General features: G+C 65.1%; 12 protein-coding genes and 1 tRNA gene. 7 read left to right on the forward strand and 6 right to left on the reverse strand.

Features of this window, described 5'->3' with window-relative positions; all coding sequences use genetic code 11:
- Positions 1-13: 13 nt before the first annotated feature.
- Complete coding sequence (locus AC5RUQ_RS20055) at positions 14-3,052, forward strand: alpha-mannosidase (RefSeq protein ID WP_493949019.1); 3,039 nt, start codon at positions 14-16, stop codon at positions 3,050-3,052.
- 228 nt (positions 3,053-3,280) lie between these two features.
- Here AC5RUQ_RS20055 and AC5RUQ_RS20060 read toward each other — a convergent pair whose 3' ends face one another.
- On the reverse strand, positions 3,281-4,018 hold the full coding sequence (locus AC5RUQ_RS20060; protein WP_493949020.1) for a hypothetical protein: 738 nt from the start codon (positions 4,016-4,018) through the stop codon (positions 3,281-3,283).
- Complete coding sequence (locus AC5RUQ_RS20065) at positions 4,015-4,752, reverse strand: hypothetical protein (protein WP_493949021.1); 738 nt, start codon at positions 4,750-4,752, stop codon at positions 4,015-4,017. The genes AC5RUQ_RS20060 and AC5RUQ_RS20065 overlap by 4 nt, the downstream gene beginning before the upstream one ends.
- A 248-nt stretch (positions 4,753-5,000) precedes the next feature.
- Here AC5RUQ_RS20065 and abc-f point away from each other — a divergent pair, with 248 nt between their 5' ends.
- Positions 5,001-6,644: a ribosomal protection-like ABC-F family protein gene (abc-f, locus tag AC5RUQ_RS20070; protein ID WP_493949022.1), complete on the forward strand. Its 1,644-nt coding sequence runs from the start codon at positions 5,001-5,003 to the stop codon at positions 6,642-6,644.
- Entirely contained in the window at positions 6,641-8,554 is a 1,914-nt protein-coding gene (locus AC5RUQ_RS20075) for an ABC transporter ATP-binding protein (protein ID WP_493949023.1), read from the forward strand. Before abc-f ends, AC5RUQ_RS20075 begins: the two co-directional genes overlap by 4 nt.
- Here the strand turns inward: AC5RUQ_RS20075 and AC5RUQ_RS20080 are convergent.
- From AC5RUQ_RS20080 to AC5RUQ_RS20090, 3 genes are all read right to left on the reverse strand, one after another.
- On the reverse strand, positions 8,551-8,973 hold the full coding sequence (locus AC5RUQ_RS20080; protein ID WP_493949024.1) for an NUDIX hydrolase: 423 nt from the start codon (positions 8,971-8,973) through the stop codon (positions 8,551-8,553). The genes AC5RUQ_RS20075 and AC5RUQ_RS20080 overlap by 4 nt on opposite strands.
- A complete protein-coding gene (locus AC5RUQ_RS20085; protein ID WP_493949025.1) occupies positions 8,970-9,446 on the reverse strand; it encodes a DUF6314 family protein in 477 nt (158 codons plus the stop codon). The genes AC5RUQ_RS20080 and AC5RUQ_RS20085 overlap by 4 nt, the downstream gene beginning before the upstream one ends.
- Before the next feature lies 1 nt (position 9,447).
- Positions 9,448-9,520 (reverse strand) — tRNA-Arg (locus AC5RUQ_RS20090).
- Positions 9,521-9,603: 83 nt separating this feature from the next.
- Between AC5RUQ_RS20090 and AC5RUQ_RS20095 the strand changes: the two genes are divergently transcribed.
- Positions 9,604-10,365: a DUF998 domain-containing protein gene (locus tag AC5RUQ_RS20095; RefSeq protein WP_493949026.1), complete on the forward strand. Its 762-nt coding sequence runs from the start codon at positions 9,604-9,606 to the stop codon at positions 10,363-10,365.
- Here the strand turns inward: AC5RUQ_RS20095 and AC5RUQ_RS20100 are convergent.
- Complete coding sequence (locus AC5RUQ_RS20100; protein WP_493949027.1) at positions 10,362-10,994, reverse strand: hypothetical protein; 633 nt, start codon at positions 10,992-10,994, stop codon at positions 10,362-10,364. The two genes, AC5RUQ_RS20095 and AC5RUQ_RS20100, sit on opposite strands and share 4 nt — an antisense overlap.
- A 32-nt stretch (positions 10,995-11,026) precedes the next feature.
- Between AC5RUQ_RS20100 and AC5RUQ_RS20105 the strand changes: the two genes are divergently transcribed.
- The 3 genes from AC5RUQ_RS20105 (at position 11,027) to AC5RUQ_RS20115 (ending at position 15,254) form a co-directional block, all read left to right on the forward strand.
- Positions 11,027-11,857, forward strand: coding sequence for an inositol monophosphatase family protein (locus AC5RUQ_RS20105; protein WP_493949028.1), 831 nt, complete (start codon positions 11,027-11,029; stop codon positions 11,855-11,857).
- A 77-nt stretch (positions 11,858-11,934) separates the two neighbouring features.
- Positions 11,935-14,487, forward strand: a complete 2,553-nt coding sequence (gene pcrA / locus AC5RUQ_RS20110) for a DNA helicase PcrA (protein WP_493949029.1) — start codon at positions 11,935-11,937, stop codon at positions 14,485-14,487.
- 68 nt (positions 14,488-14,555) lie between these two features.
- Positions 14,556-15,254, forward strand: coding sequence for a hypothetical protein (locus AC5RUQ_RS20115; protein WP_493949030.1), 699 nt, complete (start codon positions 14,556-14,558; stop codon positions 15,252-15,254).
- Positions 15,255-15,298 lie beyond the last annotated feature (44 nt).

Raw genomic sequence — 15,298 nt, forward strand, 5'->3', positions numbered from 1 at the left:
AAGAGGGCCAACATTGCATGACGACCGCCGGATTACGGAAGTCCGCCTCGAAAGGTTCGTCCGCGAACGCATCAACCCCGCCGTATACAGCCGGAGCCTTCCCCTGACGCTGAGCAGTTGGGACGTGCCGGACGAACCGGTGCCGGCCCTCGAAGCCATGCGGCAAAAGTTCCAGCCGCAGGAACACGGCGCGCCATGGGGAAAGCCCTGGGGTACCAAGTGGCTCCGCCTCCAAGGCGAAGTACCCGAGTTCTGGGGCACGGAGCCGGACACCACTATCGAAGTGGTGGTTGACCTCGGCTTCACCATCGAAGTGCCCGGCTTCCAATGCGAGGGGATCGCCTGGCGCGCCGATGGCACCATCATCAAGGCCGTATCCCCCCGGAACCAGTACATCCCGCTGAAGCTGCTGGGAGGGGGAATGGCGGTGGACTTCTATGTGGAGGCCGCCGCCAATCCCGATGTCGCCCAAGGCTGGACTTTCGCGGCCACGCCCTATGGGGACAAATCAACGGCCGGAACAGCACCGCAGTACAGGCTGGGAACCATCTCCATCGCGGAGTTGAACCAGACCGTGTGGGAACTCCAGCAGGACATCTGGACCCTGTCCGGGCTGATGGACGTACTTCCCTTGGAGCTGCCGCGCCGGCACGAAATCCTCCGGGCACTTGAGCGCATGATGGATGTGATGGACCCCGACGACGTTGCCGGGACCGCCGCTGCCGGACGCGAAGCGCTGGCCGAAGTGATGGCCAGCCCGGCCTATGCTTCCGCCCACCAGCTCGTTGCCACCGGGCATGCGCATATCGATTCCGCGTGGCTTTGGCCCGTCCGCGAAACCATCCGCAAATGCGCCAGGACGTTCTCCAACGTAGTTGCCCTGATGGATGAATACCCCGATTTCGTTTTCTCCTGCTCATCCGCCCAGCAGTTCGCCTGGATCAAGGAGTTCTACCCTGAACTCTTCGGCCGGATCCGGGAAAAGGTGAATGCAGGGCAATTCGTGCCGGTTGGCGGAATGTGGGTGGAATCGGACACCAACATGCCCGGCGGCGAGGCCATGGCGCGGCAGTTCGTGGAGGGGAAGAGCTTCTTCCTGGCCGAATTTGGCGTCGAGTGCCGGGAAGCCTGGCTGCCGGACTCCTTCGGATACTCGGCGGCCCTGCCACAAATCGTCAAGTCCGCCGGCAGCCGGTGGTTCCTCACCCAAAAGATCTCCTGGAACCAGACCAACAGGATGCCGCACCATACCTTCAACTGGGAGGGAATCGACGGCACCAGGCTCTTCACCCACTTCCCGCCGGTCGACACCTACAATTCCCAGCTCAGCGGCCGCGAGCTGGCCCACGCCGAGCGGAACTACCGTGACCATGGCCGCGGTTCGGTATCGCTGGTGCCCTTCGGCTATGGCGACGGCGGCGGCGGCCCCACGCGGGAAATGCTTGCTGCGGCGGCCAGGACAGCGGACCTTGAAGGCTCGCCAAAGGTACGGATCGGATCCGCGGAGAGCTTCTTCCGGCAGGCTGAGGGCGAATATTCCTCGCTGCCTGTGTGGGTGGGCGAGATGTATCTCGAACTGCACCGCGGCACGTACACCAGCCAGGCCAGGACCAAGAAGGGCAACCGGCGCAGTGAACACCTGCTGCGCGAAGCAGAACTGTGGTGCACCACGGCCGCTGTCCGGACAGAAGGCTCGTTTGCCTACCCCGCTGCCGAGCTCAAGAGGCTGTGGCGGCTGGTGCTGCTGCATCAGTTCCATGACATCCTTCCCGGCAGTTCCATCGCCTGGGTCCACCAGGACGCCGAGCGCAATTACCAGGCCATCGAATCCGCCCTCGAAGGTTTGATCGCCCAGGCAGCCAGGGCAGTCCTAGGCAACGGGGAGCGGCAGTTCCTGCTGAACGCCGCGCCGCATGCCCGCGACGGCGTCCCGGCACTGGCAGCAGGCGAGCCGGTCGGGTCACCACTACCGGCCCGTGCCGCAGCCCGCAACGCCGGCTTCGTTTTGGACAACGGCATCATCCGGGCGGTCCTGGACGCAGACGGTTTGCTCACCTCGCTTCGGGACTACGCGAGCGGCCGGGAGGCGATTGCCCCGGGGGAGCGCGGCAACCTGCTGGAACTGCACCGTGACACACCCAACGAGTGGGACGCCTGGGACATTGACGAGTTCTACCGCCGCAACGTCACACCGTTGACCTGCGCGGAGTCGGTGCGCCTCGCGGAGCACGACGGCGAGGCTACTGTTGTGGTGGAGCGGATGGCCGGATCCTCTGCCATTACCCAGCGCATTAGCCTGGCCGCCGGAAGCCCCTCGCTCTCCGTCACCACTTCTGTGGACTGGCAGGAGCGGGAAAAGCTGTTGAAGCTAGGCTTCGCGCTGGACGTACGGGCGGACCGTTCGGCGGCGGAGACGCAGTTCGGGCACGTCTTCCGCCCCACCCATATCAACACGTCCTGGGAAGCGGCCAAGTTCGAAATCTGCGCGCACCGCTGGATCCACGTGGCCGAGCCGGGCTACGGCGTCGCAGTTTCCAACTCGTCTACCTATGGTCATGACGTCACCAGGAGTATCAGGGAGGCCGACGGCGGCACCACCACCACCGTGCGTATGTCACTTTTGCGCGCCCCGAAGTTCCCGGATCCGGATGCAGACCGCGGACACCACGAGCTGACGGTCACTATCCGGCCCGGCGCCGACATCGCCGATGCCGTCCAGGAAGGCTACCGGACGAATCTCGCTCCGCGGCTCGTCACTGGCGCCGCGCCGGTGGAGCCGCTGTTTTCCGTGTCAAACCCTGCCCTGGTCATCGAGGCGGTAAAGCTGGCGGAGGACGGCTCCGGAGATGTGGTTGTCCGGTTGTACGAGTCGCTGGGGCAGCGCTCCGCGGGACGGCTCGCAGCGAACTTCCCGGTTCAGCAGGTCGAGGCCGTGGACCTGCTGGAGCGCCCCGTGCAGGCGTCCGGCGTCGAAGCAGGACCGGAGGGAGCGCAGCTGCTCCTGCGGCCGTTCCAGTTGGTCACGCTGCGGTTTGTGCGCCCTCGCGCCTAGAAATCCGGCTTATTCGCGTGTTTCCTGGAAAAGAGCAGAAAGGGCCCTTAAATGGCTGAGTGGGGGCGGTCCCCAACGGCCGCCACCACTCATCCCCCCAAAGCGTGCAAAGGCCCCCGGGAGCCACATCGTTCAAGAAAGTATCCCCGTTCGTAAACGCCCCGGGCTCCCACCTTCACACATTCATGATTGTTTCACACTCTAATGAATTTGTGAAAGCCCAAAAGGTTACGTTTCGGTAGATGTCCTTTTCGGCTTGAAGTTCTTGCTGCTTCTAACCCTGGCTACCCAGATCAGGGCCAGGCCGAGGACGTAACAGAGCACTGCTGTGTAGTTGACAATGAATTTGCCTGCAGACCATTCCTCCGGCACCAGGGGGAACAGGAGGGTCAGCGCAATAGCAACTCCACCTACCGCCAATAGCCCGGCGGCGAGCCGGACCAGAACCGGCAACCTGCTCTGGGCTGCGCGCACCATCGCTGGAAGCAGTACCAGGGAGACATACGAGGGATAGGCCCGTCCGGCTGCGCCGTAGTACTCCACCAGGACACCGTGACGGTGGTCCTTCCCGGCGATGGCGCCCAAACCGGCCGAGGAACCTGCAGTGTCCATCAGGAAGAAAACACCGAGCATCAGCAGGGAAACCACCAGCAGGACGGCCTGGCCAATCCTTCCCGTGATGAGCCGATAACCATGCTCGGCTCCGAACCCGCGGGTGACCCGGATGCCAACAAAATAAATGGCCGCGAAAATGATGAAGCGCAACAGCAGATTGGCGAGGTTGACGCCTCCCAAAGCCGTGTCAACGGCGATGTAGGGAGCCTCGATGCTTAGAAGGATGGCCACGGTCATCAGGGCGAAGATGTAGAAAAGCGACCTGTTCTCTCCCCGGACGGCGCTGGGCACCCGGGCTGCGGCAATCAGGCCACAGATGGCCAGCGTGGACCACTGAAGGGTTTCGATCATCCCAGGTTCTCCCAAATCTTTTCCGTCTGCGCTTGGTCCTGCTCCTGGCGCCGCAGCACCTTGCCCAGTGCCTGCAGCCTGTCGCCGGCCAGGACCGCGAGGTCGCCGTCGGACAGGCTGTCCAGTGCTCCCTGCCGTGCGCCCGGAGGCCAGCCTGCTTCTTCCTCTGTGATCAGGCCAGTGGCCACCAGTCCATCGGTTAGTCCAACACCTGCTGCGGCAGCCGTGGCAACCGCCAGCCCGGCTGACAGCCGGTTTGCCGATAGTTGCGCGGAATAATTCTGCGGTGCGATGCCCGTAGCGGCGGAAACACGGTGCCGCAGCTCGCCGTCGTCAATGGCATCAACCCAGTTCCTGACGGACGTGGCGTGCGGCGCCGGCGACAGTGCGGGCGGTTCATCACCCGGTGGCCCGGCAGGGTCCATCCCCGGACGCGTCAGCATGGCGCGCAGGAGGTCGGCGGTGGAGATCTGGCTTACCAACTCGCAGCGCGTAGGTGGCTGCTGGGGACCGGCCAGTTCCCGGTAGGGTTCGAAGTCAGCCAAAGCCGCTACCGGGTTGATGTTGTAAGCGCGGCTGATGCTGACCACTGTGCTTACCGAGACTTTCCCACGGACCAGCTGCTGGGCCAGGGTGGTCCGCTTGATCCCGGAAATCCTGCAGACGTCTGCCGTGCTGGCGTCCGGCGCAATGCCTTGCAGCCAGCGCTGGAACGCCTTGGCGGGGAGGGTCATAGGGAGCTCTCTGGAGAACGGATGGTTTGTCGATCTTAGCCTGACGACATTGACGCCGATTTTACCCGCCCGCATGTTTCGACTATGCTTGATGGTCGAGCCCGTTGGTCCGTACACCCCCCAAGTCCGGACCAGCGGGTTCTTTTATGTCCGGGCTCCGGGCGCCGTCCTCCAGCCGGAATGCGCGAGGCTTTGCGGGCCGAAAAACGCCCAGAACTGCTGTGCGCTCCGGTGAAAGGATGGATCCCATGACTGCGACCCTTGTGGCAAAGGATGTATCCGGCGGCCACGACCACCGGCTGCTCTTTTCCCAACTTTCCCTCACCGTTGCCCCTGGCGACGTTGTAGGTGTGGTGGGTGCCAACGGTGCCGGCAAATCCACCCTGCTCCGCCTCCTCGCAGGCGTCGACCAGCCGCAGGACGGCAATGTCAGCCTTGCTCCGGCCGACGCCTTCGTGGGGTGGCTTCCCCAGGAGCACGAGCGGATCCCCGGTGAATCTGTTGCCGCGTACATTTCCCGGCGGACCGGCTGCGCCGAGGCCACGGCGGAGATGGAATCCACAGCAGAGGCGCTTGGCTCCGGCGCGCCCGGTGCCGATGACGCCTACGCGCGGGCTTTCGACCGCTGGATGGCTTCCGGTGCTGCGGACCTTGACGACCGAATCCCCGCCGTACTGGCCGATCTGGGCCTGGACACCGGGGCGGACGCCGAGATGACAGGTTTGTCCGGCGGCCAGGCAGCGCGGGTGGCGCTTGCAGCCCTGCTGCTCAGCCGGTTCGACGTCGTCCTCCTGGATGAGCCCACCAACGATCTTGATCTTGCCGGACTCGCAAAGCTCGAGGACTTTGTCCGCGGGCTGCGTGGCGGCGTTGTCCTGGTGAGCCACGACAGGGAGTTCCTGGCCCGCTGCGTCACCACGGTAGTTGAACTGGACCTGGCGCAGAACTCCGTCGCCGTTTACGACGGCGGCTATGACGCCTTCCTCGAAGAACGTGCAGTGGCGCGGCGCCACGCACGCGAGAAGTATGAGGAGTTTGCCGCCACCAAGGCGGACCTCGTGTCACGGGCAAGGACACAGCGGGAATGGAGCTCGCAGGGCGTTCGGAACGCCATGAAGAAAAATCCCGACAACGACAAGATCCGCCGCGCCGCCAGCACCGAGTCCTCCGAGAAGCAGGCCCAGAAGGTGCGGCAGATGGAATCACGGATCGCCCGGCTGGACGTGGTGGACGAGCCCCGGAAGGAATGGCAGCTCCAGTTCTCCATCGGCAAGGCGCCGCGCTCAAGCGCCGTGGTGGCCACCCTCCGCGACGCTGTGGTCCGTCAGGGTAACTTCACCCTCGGGCCGGTCAACCTCCAGCTCAATGCGGGGGAGCGGATCGGCATCACGGGTCCCAACGGTGCAGGCAAGTCCACCCTGCTGCGCCTTCTTTTGGGCGACCTCGCACCGGAGTCCGGCAGCGCTGCCATGGGCGCTTCGGTGGCCATCGGCGAGATCGACCAGGCCCGGGGGCTGCTTGCAGGCCATCTTGCCCTGGCCGAGGCGGTCGAGGCAGTTCTGGTGGACCTGAACCCGGCAGACGTCCGGACCCTGCTCGCCAAGTTCGGCCTCAAGGCGGACCACACTGCCCGTACCGTCGATTCGCTGTCGCCGGGCGAACGGACCAGGGCCGCCCTGGCACTGCTGCAGGCGCGAGGCGTGAACCTGCTTGTCCTGGATGAGCCGACGAACCACCTTGACCTTCCGGCCATCGAACAGCTTGAGGAGGCGCTGGAAAGCTACGACGGCGCCCTCCTGCTGGTGACGCACGACCGGAGGCTGCTCGAGAACGTGCGGCTGGATGTACGTTGGCATGTTGAAAACGGAATGATAGAGGAGCAGCAGCAATGAGCATGGAAGGGGTGGCCTGGAACTCCCTGTACAAGATCACCCGGGCCAAGAGCGGTTCCAAGCCGTTTTCCAAGGCAACCCTGAAGCGTGTCCTCGGATTTGCCCGGCCGCACCGCGGCAAACTTCTTGCCTTTGTGGCGTTGTCCATTGTGATGGCATTCCTCGCTGTGGCCACCCCCGTCCTGGCCGGGCAGGTGGTGGACGCGATCGTGGCCAAGGCCGGCGCCGGCGAGGTGCTCAGGCTTGCTGTGCTCATCGCCGTCGTCGCCATCGCCGAGGCGGGGGTGGGCCTGGTCAACCGCTGGCTTTCCTCGACCATCGGCGAAGGCGTCATCGTGGACCTTCGCACGCGGGTCTTCGACCACGTGCAGAAGATGCCCATCGCATTCTTCACCCGCACCCGTACCGGAGCCCTGGTCAGCCGGCTGAACAACGACGTCATCGGCGCCCAGTCCGCGTTCGCCGGCACCCTGTCCGGTGTTGTCAGCAACGTGGTGGCACTGATCCTCACGCTCATCGTTATGCTCGGCACGTCCTGGCAGGTGACCGTCCTGGCCATGATCCTGCTGCCGGTCTTCCTCATCCCGGCGCGGCGGATGGGCTCCAAACTCGCCGACCTCCGCCGCGAGGCGGCGGAGCACAACGCCGCCATGGGCACTCAGATGACCGAACGCTTTTCGGCGCCGGGCGCCACGCTGGTCAAGCTGTTCGGGCGCCCGGACGAGGAATCCCGGGAGTTCGCCGTCCGCGCCGGCCGCGTGCGCGACATCGGCGTTCGGACCGCCATGCTGCAGTTCACCTTCGTGACGGCCCTGACGCTGGTCTCCGCGCTCGCCCTGGCACTGGTCTACGGGTTGGGCGGCTGGCTGGCGATCACTGGCCAGCTCGCACCCGGCGATGTTGTGGTGCTGGCCCTGCTGCTCACCCGGCTGTATGCCCCTCTGACAGCCCTGTCCAATGCCCGGGTAGAGATCATGAGTGCCCTGGTGAGCTTCGAGCGGGTCTTCGAAATCCTGGACCTCAAACCCCTGATCCAGCAGAAACCCGGGGCTGTAGCTGTTCCGCCCGGCCCGGTTTCCGTGGAGTTCGACGATGTCCGCTTCGCCTACCCCTCCGCTGACAAGGTTTCACTGGCCTCCCTCGAGGAGGTGTCCACGCTGGACACCCGCGGGGGGGAGGAAGTGCTGCACGGCATCAGCTTCCGTGTGGAACCAGGCCAGACGGTGGCACTGGTCGGATCCTCCGGTGCAGGAAAATCGACGATCGCCCAACTGCTGGCCCGGCTCTACGACGTGGATTCCGGTGCCGTGCGCCTGGGCGGAACCACTGCCGGATCTGGGCTGGACCTGCGCGACGCCACCTTTGACTCGCTGCGGGACACCCTGGGCATGGTGACGCAGGACGGCCACCTCTTCCACGAAACCATCGCCTCCAACCTCCGGCTCGCAAAGCCCGATGCCACGGAAGCGGATATGTGGGAGGTCATCCGGCAGGCGCGGCTTGAAGCCATGATCCGCTCCCTGCCGGATGGACTGGAAACGGTGGTGGGTGAACGTGGCTACCGCCTCTCCGGTGGTGAACGGCAGCGGCTCACCATCGCCCGGCTGCTCATCGCCCAGCCCCGCGTGGTCATCCTCGATGAGGCGACGGCCGCGCTGGACTCCACCAACGAGGCCGCAGTGCAGGCTGCCTTGGGCGCCGCACTCGAGGGGCGCACCGCCGTCGTCATCGCACACCGGTTGTCCACTGTCCGTGCCGCTGACGCGATCCTGGTGGTGGAGGACGGCCGGATTGTGGAGCGGGGCACCCACACGGAACTCCTGGCCGCTGACGGCCGTTACGCCGAGCTGTACCGGACGCAGTTCGCCGAAGCCACGGCCGTGGCCCAGGAAGCAGTTCCCGAGTTCTAGCCTTCCGTCCACACGGTTTGAGGCCTGGCGGCGAGTTCCGGCAGGATGTGCTCCGTCAGCAGCGGGGCCAGGTCCTGCGGCAGTTCGCCGCCGGGTTCCAGCCAGCGGATCTCCGCTATCTCGGCGGAAGGATGGGCCTCCCACGTGCCCGGCGCCAGGAACACGGTGGCTTCGATGTCCGTGGCGGCCTCGTTGGCGGCGTCCGCAATCCAGACGCCCATCAGCTGCAGGTTGGCTGGATCAAGCACGATGCCCACCTCTTCGGCCAACTCCCGCGCTGCGGCCTGCACGGCCGTTTCCCCGGCTTCGGGCTTGCCGCCGGGGTGCATAAACATGGAGGTGCCGCGCTTCCGCACGGTCAGGAGGCGGCCGGCGTTGTCAAAGACGCAGACGGCGGACACCACGATGCGGTTTTTCATGTGTCCCGCTCCTGCCGCACCAGGCGCGAGCTCAGCAGGAGGTCCTTCCGCGGCCCCTGCACGTCCCAGCTGTAGTTGAACGTGTGGGGGCCCTCGTAGGCGTACGTCACGCGGTAGGTGTCAGGAGCGCACCAGTGCTGGTCCAGGTTGGCCTCCGGCGTGAAGCTCATGGTGTGGAAGGGACGCCCGTCCGGGAAGAATACGTCCATGGCATCGGGCCGGTCGGTGGTCTTCAACAGGTATTCACGGGAGGCGGGCCCGGTAAAGGTGGGCCAGCGCATGGTTCCTTCCTCCCGGAGGGTCAAGCCGCCGTCGTCCATGGGAACAAAGTGGACGACGCCGGCAAAGGTTCCGCGGGTGCCATTCGTCCGGTCCAGCAGGTCCCGCTGAACGGTCCACTGCCCGGCGTGCCCATTGACGGCTGGGCCGAGAAGGTAGGGGCGGAGGGCGAACTCCGGGGGAGGAAAGTTCAAGTGCCCTCGATTGGAATCGAACCAACGACACCGGCTTTAGGAGAGCCGTGCTCTATCCACTGAGCTACGAGGGCGGGCGTCCGATGGATCGGCAAGGCCGGTCCGGCCGGACACGGATACAAGCATACAAGGTGCGGAGCCGTACTACGCTCAAGGCATGAGTTCAGTGCCGTCCACCGCACGATCCGTGGCGTTCATCCCGGACACCACCTCCACCCGGCAGTACATCGGTGCATGGTCCGTGCTCAGCGTGCTGCAGTATTTCGCGGCGGAGGCGGCGGTGATTGGCGCCTGGGCCGGTCCCCGGCCTTATGACCTGCGCACCGGCTACATCAGCGACCTCGGGGCCATCAACTGCGGCGTCTTTGACGGCCGCGAGGTGTGTTCCCCGCTGAACTGGCTGATGAACGCATCGTTCGTGGTCCAGGGGCTGGGGATGCTGCTGGGGGCGCTGCTCCTGAGCTCGGGGCTGCTGCGCGTGGCTGCCCTGGCCGGCGCCCGGGTCCGCCCGGGCCGGCGGGTACCATGGCTGGCCGCCGTGGCCGTCCGGGTGCTGACAGGAACGGCGGGAGCCGGGACGGTGATTGTGGGGCTGGTGCCGGAGGATGTTGGCTCGGGCTGGCACTTGGCCGGCGCAATCATGTACTTCACTGCCGGGGCGGTCGCCCTGTTGGTCCTGGGGTTCCTCTGGCTGGGGAAGACAGCGATGGCCTGGTTCATCCTGGCCTGCGGGACCGTGTCCGCTGCCGCCCTGGTTACGGGCGGGCTGACCGGCATGCATGTGCCGGAACCGGGCGCCCTGGAGCGGCTTATGGGTTACCCGGTTACCGTGGGGATGGCCGCCGCAGGTTTGGTTATCGCGCAGCGGGTGCATCGGCACCGGAATCAGGTCCGGGCAGCGGCTGGTCAGCGGCTTTAGGGTTCGAGGTTTTTGGGCTTCCGCGCCCGCAGAAAGACCGCCGCCGCCCCTGCCAGCAAACTCAGGACCAGCAGGACCCAGCCGGCCACGGTGAGGCCCGAGGCCAGGGCGACCTGGCCGGCGTCGGGCGTTCCCGCTGCCAGCATGCCGTCGATGGCCGCGTTGCCCCACAGCCGGACCACCACAAACAGCAGGGGGAGCGCCCACAAAGCCCAGCGCAGGGCCTTCCTGGCCACGCTCGTCCCGATCAGCAGCAGCCAGGTGAACCCGAAGATCAGCGGGAACAGGGTGCCGGCCGTCTTGTGGACGTAGTTGAGCTGGCCGCGCGCTTCCTCGTTCATGGCCAGGTGCAGCTGGTTGATGTAGGCCGGGTCGAACCCGCTGATCAGCGAATCCGGCATGGCCAGGCCGCCGGAGAGCTGCCGGAACTGGTCGAGCGTCAGCAGGTGGAGGTACCAGAACAGGAACAGGCTGGCCACCACGCCTGCGATCAGGATGAGGTTGCCGTTGTTTTCGGCTTTCTCCGGCGTGCGCGCGGTGGTGGGATTGACCACGGGCGGGAGGTGGTGCTGCGGTACAGCCGCCTTGGAGCCGTGCTTCTTGATCCGCTGGGCAGGGGTTTTGGCCATGCCACCATTATCCCGCCCCATAAACTGAAGCCATGACCATTGGCCGGCACAGTGCTGCTGAACTCGACTCCTCCTTGGACGACTACCAGCTGGCTGCAGCCCTGGTCCGCGAAGCCGGGCAGCTGGCGCTGCTCATGCGGATGGCAGGCCTGCAGTCGGAGCAGAAGACGTCCATCTCGGACGTGGTGACCGCCGCAGACCATGCCGCCGAGGCCTACGTGCTGGAACAGCTGCAGCGCTGCCGTCCCGAGGACGGAATCCTCGGGGAGGAAGGCGCCTCGGTGCAGGGGACCAGCGGACGCACCTGGGTCATTGACCCTGTGGACGGCACCTACAACTTCCTGCATGGGTCCACGTACTGGTGCTCGGCCATCGCCCTGAAGGATTCCTCCGACGTGGTGCTCGGCGCCATTTTCCAGCCTGAGGAGGACAAGCTCTGGCTGGGCGGACGGACGCATCCCGCCACTCTTAACGGCGAATCCCTGACGGTGTTCCACGAGGACAGAGGAGCGCGCAACGGCACTGCCGTAGCCGAGCTCGGCGCTGCCACCTACATCCACCCCAGCTGGCTCATGGACCCACTTTGCGCGATGCCCTGGCATGCGGCTGCCACCTCTGCCGCCGCCTTGCGGATGCTCGGTTCGGGCTCCTGCGACCTCGGCCGGGTAGCTGACGGGCAGCTCGGTTGCTGGTTCCAGCACAGCTGCCCGGAGTGGGACTGGCTGCCGGGAAAGGCAATCGTCCGCGCGGCGGGCGGTGCGGTGGATACAGTCCGGGTGAACGGCCTGGAATGGTTTATGGCAGGCGGCACGACGGCGGTGCGTGAGTTGCGTGCCGCGCTCGAGTCCGGTTCGGTGGCCTAGGATTCGGCGGCAGCTTGAACACGTAATCCACAGGCTGGAAGTGGGTGTCGGTCCCACCGCCTAGACTTGTAGGCACCATGGATATGTTGTTTGACCCGTACTCTGACGGACCTTTCAAGGCCGCTCCCGCAGCCGCTGCCCGCACCAGGGCCCGCCCTGAAGGGGTCGTAACCTCGGCCGGTCCCGGCGGTGGCCTGCCCTGGGAGAGCCAGCCGGGCCCCGGTTTGCCTGGCAGCCGGCAGGAGGAGGGGGAACAGGGACAGGTGCGCCGCCACAGCAGCCACCGCCCGGATGCCGCGCAGCTGCTGGAGGGTTTGAACCCGCAGCAGGAGGAGGCGGTCCAACACGCCGGTTCCGCGCTGCTGATCGTGGCCGGTGCCGGGTCGGGCAAAACCCGGGTGCTCAGTAACCGGATCGCCTACCTGATCGCCACCGGCCGGGCCCACCATGGCGAAATCCTCGCCATCACCTTCACCAACAAGGCAGCGGCGGAAATGCGGGAACGCATTGAAGTGCTGGTGGGCGGCCGCGCCAAGATCATGTGGATCTCCACGTTCCACTCGTCCTGCGTCCGGATCCTCCGTCAGGAAGCTGCCAACGTCGGGCTGAAGTCCAACTTCTCCATTTACGATTCCGCAGACTCGCTCCGGCTGGTCACGCAGGTGTCCAAAGCGTTGGACCTGGATCCCAAGAAGTTTGCGCCCAAGGCCATCCAGCACAAGATTTCCGCGCTGAAGAATGAACTGATCGATGCCGATTCGTACTCCTCCGCCGCGAACTACAACGATCCTTTCGAGCAGGCCGTGGCCGAGGTCTTCAAGGGCTATACCCAGCGGCTGCGCCAGGCCAACGCCATGGACTTCGATGACCTCATCGCCGAGACCGTCTACATGTTCCGTGCCTTTCCGGCGCTCGCCGAGTCCTACCGCCGCCGGTTCCGGCACGTCCTGGTGGATGAATACCAGGACACCAACCACGCCCAGTACGCACTGGTCCGGGAAATCGTGGGGGAAGGGCCGGGAGCGTCCGAGCTCACTGTGGTGGGCGACTCGGACCAGTCCATTTACGCTTTCCGCGGCGCGGATATCCGCAATATCGTGGAGTTCGAAAAGGACTACCCCGAGGCACGGACCATCAAGCTGGAGCAGAACTACCGCTCCACGCAGAACATCCTCACTGCGGCCAACTCGGTTATTTCGCGAAACCCCAACCGCCCTGAGAAGCGGCTGTGGACGGCCGAAGGTGATGGCCACAAAATCATTGGCTACGTGGGAGAGAACGAGCACGACGAGGCCCAGTTCATAGCCAAGGAGATTGACAGGCTCCAGGATGAGGACAACCTCCGCCCGGGGGATGTTGCCATCTTCTACCGCACCAACGCCCAGTCGCGCTCCATCGAAGACGTTCTGGTGCGGGTTGGCCTGCCGTACAAGGTGGTGGGCGGCACGCGCTTCTACGAGCGCAAGGAGATCAAGGACGCCCTCGCGTACCTTCGCGTCCTGGTTAATCCGGACGACGACGTCAACCTCCGCCGGGTGCTCAACGAACCTAAGCGCGGCATCGGAGACCGCGCCGAGGGAGCTGTTGCCGCCCTCGCCCAGCGTGAGCGCATCTCGTTTATGGCAGCAGCCCGCCGCGCCGAGCAGGCGCCGGCGATGGCAACCCGTTCCGTCAACGCGGTCCTCGGCTTTGTGAAGCTGCTGGATGACCTCGCTGAAGTGGCCGCGGGCTCAGGCGCAGCAGCGGCCCTTGAAGCAGTCTTGGAGCAAACCGGTTACCTCGCCGCGCTGCGGGCCAGCACTGATCCCCAGGACGAGTCCAGGGTGGAGAACCTCGCGGAACTCGTGGCCGTGGTGCGTGAGTATGAGCAGGAGAACCCGGAAGGGTCGCTCGCCGCTTTCCTGGAGCAGGTCTCGCTGGTGGCAGATGCCGACCAGATCCCCGATGCCCCCGGTGGTGACGCCGAGGACACTGCTGCCGCCGTTGCGGAGGCCAAGCGGCTGGGCGTGGTAACGCTGATGACCCTGCATACCGCCAAGGGGCTCGAATTTCCCGTGGTATTCCTCACTGGCATGGAGCACGGACTGTTCCCGCACCAGCGCTCGGCCACGGACCCGAAGGAACTTGCTGAAGAACGCCGGCTCGCTTACGTGGGCCTTACCCGGGCCCGCAAACGTCTTTATGTCACGCGTTCCGAGGTCCGGAGCATGTGGGGTCAGAGCCAGTACAACCCCGCCAGCCAATTCCTGGAGGAAATCCCCGCCGAACTCGTGGAATGGAAGCGTGAAGGAACCAGCAGGCAGGCCGGCGCCTGGGGCGGCGGATCCATCGGTTCGAACCGCTACAGCGGATCCTTCTGGGGCGCCGGAACAGCACGTGGCGCAGCGGCTGATTCGTCGGCCGGTTTCAACGCAGATGTCCCGGCCGTCATTGCCCGGAACCGGGTGCAGCCGCAGAAGGAGATCGTTGCGGTCAATGTGGGGGACAAGGTTAACCATACGAGTTTCGGTAACGGAACCGTCCTGGCGCTTGAGGGAGCGGGGGACAAGACCGTGGCAAAGGTAAAGTTCGACGTCGGTGAAAAGCGGCTGCTTTTGCGGTACGCGCCGCTCACAAAGCTTGACGCCTAGCAGCGGAAGCGGAACCGCAAGGGCCCCATAGCTCCAGGTGAACCGGCGCCATAAAGCATAATGGGGCCATGCGACGGACTGTTCTGGGGATCTTCGCCGCCTTGATCCTGACGGCGGCCACGGCCTGCACCATCACTATTGAAGATCCGGGTTACGTCCCGCCTGCACCGCTGCCGCCCCTGGAACAGCTGGAACGGGCGGCGCTGGTGAGCCCCGAAGGATTTTCCACCGGTGACGGGATTATTTCCTTCATCACGGAAGACCGCAGCGTTGCCTGTTCCCTCACGTCAGCCCGGGGTGAGCACGTCAACCTCCCTTATGAGGCCAACAACTTCAGCGATACGGCCAACAACAAGCTCGCAACCGTGCCCGTGGCGCATTGTGAACTCGCCCGGTACCCCAAGCCGGAGCAGCTTGACGTCAAGGACGACTGTGCTGGAACCAACCTGGGTTATTTGGGCGGTGTTGCGGTACTGGCCCCGGACAGCGCACGTTACGGAGAATGCCGTTCCGGCGTCACACAAATGGAAGCAACGTATGGCCCCAGCGGCAGCAAGGCCGGTCCCCTGGCCCAGTTGCAGGTACTGAGGGAGGGGCAGAACCTCGAAGGGAACGGACTTCGCTGTTCGGCCTACAACGGTGGCGTGGCATGCGGAAACGTGTCCGCCGGCGTCGGATTCTTTGTTTCACCGGAGCGTTACGAGTTGATTTCCAGGTCCGCCGGAAGCGCCCCACCAGCACCGCCGGAGGCCTCAAAAACCCCGTAATTCCGCGGTTTTTCTACGCTCCATAGAATAGTGTCCTTACTCAC

This window comes from Arthrobacter sp. MDT2-3, from assembly GCF_059090465.1.